The 2,273-nt window shown below is 56.0% G+C and carries 2 protein-coding genes and 1 pseudogene; all 3 read right to left on the bottom strand.

Features of this window, described 5'->3' with window-relative positions; translation table 11 throughout:
• A partial coding sequence (locus AAAC48_RS00555; RefSeq protein ID WP_340652300.1) for a DUF1254 domain-containing protein occupies window positions 1–713 on the bottom strand: 713 nt, incomplete at its 3' end.
• Between the two features lie 53 nt (window positions 714–766).
• Window positions 767–1,572 (bottom strand): annotated as a pseudogene (locus tag AAAC48_RS00550) (transporter).
• A 268-nt stretch (window positions 1,573–1,840) separates the two neighbouring features.
• The gene (locus AAAC48_RS00545; RefSeq protein WP_340652299.1) at window positions 1,841–2,029 is read right to left on the bottom strand and encodes a hypothetical protein; all 189 of its coding nucleotides are present in this window, start codon (window positions 2,027–2,029) and stop codon (window positions 1,841–1,843) included.
• Between the last annotated feature and the right edge of the window lie 244 nt (window positions 2,030–2,273).

The following is a 2,273-nucleotide window of genomic DNA, read 5'->3' as shown; positions in this document are numbered from 1 at the left end:
ATACTCGTGCCAGCGCCTCCCGGCGTGTAGGGATAGATCTTCATCGTCTTCTTGATGTTCTCGACCGTCGGCTTCGGATCGTTGTCTTCAAGGTAACCGCGAGATGCATAGATGATCCGGTTTGTCTTCGACCGCGCTACGTAGAAACCACCCTCCGGAACCGGGCCGTCATAGCCCGGTGGCAGGAGCAGATATCTTCCGCCTTCGCCGCGATCGGGACCGGGGAACCCGACGTCGATGATCCATTGAAACCACATGTCGTTGATGGTGCCGACCCCCTTCGGCGGCTGTTCAACCACCATCGGGCCCTTCGTCAGATCCACTATACTGAAGTAATAGACGGTATCGGCGTTCGCCGTGAGGAACAGCGATTTCGAATCCATCAGCTCGGGGTAAATGGTGACCGTATTGTCCTCAGCGCCAATGCTGAGAAGGCCTTTGCGGATCGCATAAGCGGATGCACCGCCGTAACTGTTGAGGAAAGCGTCAAGGCCGCGGGTGAAATCCAGCGTGTCGTACACCTTCTCGGCGGTTTCGGCGCTTGGCGCGCCATCTTTAAACTCCAGTGGGCCGATGCGCGTGTCCACCTTGTCAGGCGTGACGAGGATTGGCGGAATTTCGGCCGTTTGGGCGGTGGCTATGCTCCCGCCGTCGAGAGCGGTTGCGGCGATGATAATTGCCAGCACTGAGATTTTTTTTCGGATCGATGTCATGATATCCCCCTGATTTGAGCCAAGCTCTTGATTGTTGAAACGGACAGTCCCCGTCATTTCGGAAACAGGAATGTTATGGCGAGGCGTCCACCAAAGCCGTCAGGGCCGTTGTCTGGGCTTTCCGCCCAATAGCGGACACCGGCGGTCAACTGAATTGGCTCTTGTTGATCTTCACGAGCTTTGCGATCGTGAAATTGATGGGAACAGACCATTCTTCGGATTCCCAATTATAGGTGCTCTCGGTGTTCAACGCGAAGGTCCATGCATCCTTGGTCGTGTAAGAAATGAAAGGCTGCAGGAACGTCGAGTTAACATCCTGACGATCGTCATCACCCGCGAACGACCAGATGTGGTTTGCCAGAGCCCCGTAGGTCCAAGGTCCGGACTGCTTAAGGACCACAGCGGTTGGGCCTGCGCCCCACTTCTCGCCGCCAAGGAGGTCGTCAGTGGCGGTTGGCAGAAGGAAGGCAGGCCCCACGCCCCAGATAATGCCCGATGCGGTTGGTTTCTTCGGCGAGAAGAACAAGCTTTGGGTTGTATCCCCCAGACCGAATTGATCGCCGGATGGCCCTGCAATGTCACTCTGCCAGACGATTGGAACAATGGTTCGTGAGATCACATTCCAGTCCTCGTTCAATGTGAAGGGGATCACCGGTTGAACGTTGATGGTGTATTTGCTGCCATCGTCTGGGCCATAGCCGCCATCATAGTTACCCTGGAATGGCACGCTGATGAGCGACGCAATAGGATTGGAGAGCTTCTTCGCTAGATCTTCCGCGTTCTCCTGGGCCTGCGCGGAAGCAGCTATTCCCGCAAGCGCCGCCAATGAAATCAGATACCGTATGAGAGAAGCACCCATATTTGACCCTCCGCTTAGGTCCGTGCAGACTTCCTCGGCCGCCCCCCCTGCGGCTCGCTTGCATCTCCAGATGGATGTTGGCCGAAAATATCGAGTCTTCGTAAGTACGTTACTGTAACTTACGGTAGGAGTGCGAACATGAGGAATGCCTGCTGAGCGGTTTGGGTCAGCGAGAGCGGAAACCCGTTGCCACCTGGGTTTCGGTGCCGATGTGGGATAACGCAAAAACCGGTTTCAGATTGAATCAGATTGGGTGGTAGTCTCGAATTCACTGCCCTTCGCGCGCAATTTCCGCCTGAGTCAGATCAGGACTATTCTCATTAAAACGCTCCCAGCCTTTCTCGCGATACATCGCACAGCGGCCATCGACATCGACATCGACATCGACAGGGCGATTTTGATTTACGATGGACCTGGCAACGTCCACCTTGTCGTCGATCACACGGGCGGAAACCAAGATACTGCCTCTCCGGACCCCTTCTGCGTAAACTTTACCGTATCTTGATCCATCCCGGCGGTTGTCAGAGCTCAACGAGCCAGCCAGCGGCCACTACCGGACCAACACCCCCGGGATCGCCAGCATGCCCAATCCAGCCAAAAGGCCTCCCGCCTACAACCGCTCAGCTCCTGTGGCCGCACCTTCCCGGCTTCCTTCACGGTCATAAAAAACTCCTGTCTCGATTCAGGCGACCGGATCATCC

The sequence above is a fragment of the Phyllobacterium sp. genome (assembly GCF_037994405.1).
GTDB lineage: Bacteria > Pseudomonadota > Alphaproteobacteria > Rhizobiales > Rhizobiaceae > Phyllobacterium.
Note: the sequence above shows the minus strand (reverse complement) of the source record. Positions and strands in the feature narration are given on the sequence as shown.